The 255-nt window shown below is 72.5% G+C and carries 1 pseudogene; it reads right to left on the minus strand.

Going from position 1 to position 255, the window contains the following annotated elements:
* Window positions 1-255: pseudogene (locus QN345_RS20255) on the minus strand (phosphoribosyltransferase); the annotation flags it as partial.

The raw sequence follows: 255 nt of genomic DNA on the forward strand, positions 1-255 counted from the left end.
CCCGTCCGTCTGGGTTCACCCGGGGACGGTCTCCGAGATAGGCGGCGCGCCGCCGCTCGATCTCGGTGAGCTCCCGGCGCCTGGCCCGGCCGAGTCCCGCGGCGTCGGCCCCGGTCTCGACGAAGACGTCCTCGTTGACGATCATCTGGGCGTCTGCCCCGTCCACGACGGCGCCCATCGCGACCTCGGGGAATCCGGGTGCACCGAGCTTGCGCACGAGGATCAGGTCGAGGGGAGCGTGCAGGCGCCCAGATG

Source organism: Cryobacterium sp. 10I1 (genome assembly GCF_035019805.1).
GTDB classification, from domain to species: Bacteria; Actinomycetota; Actinomycetes; order Actinomycetales; family Microbacteriaceae; genus Cryobacterium; species Cryobacterium glucosi.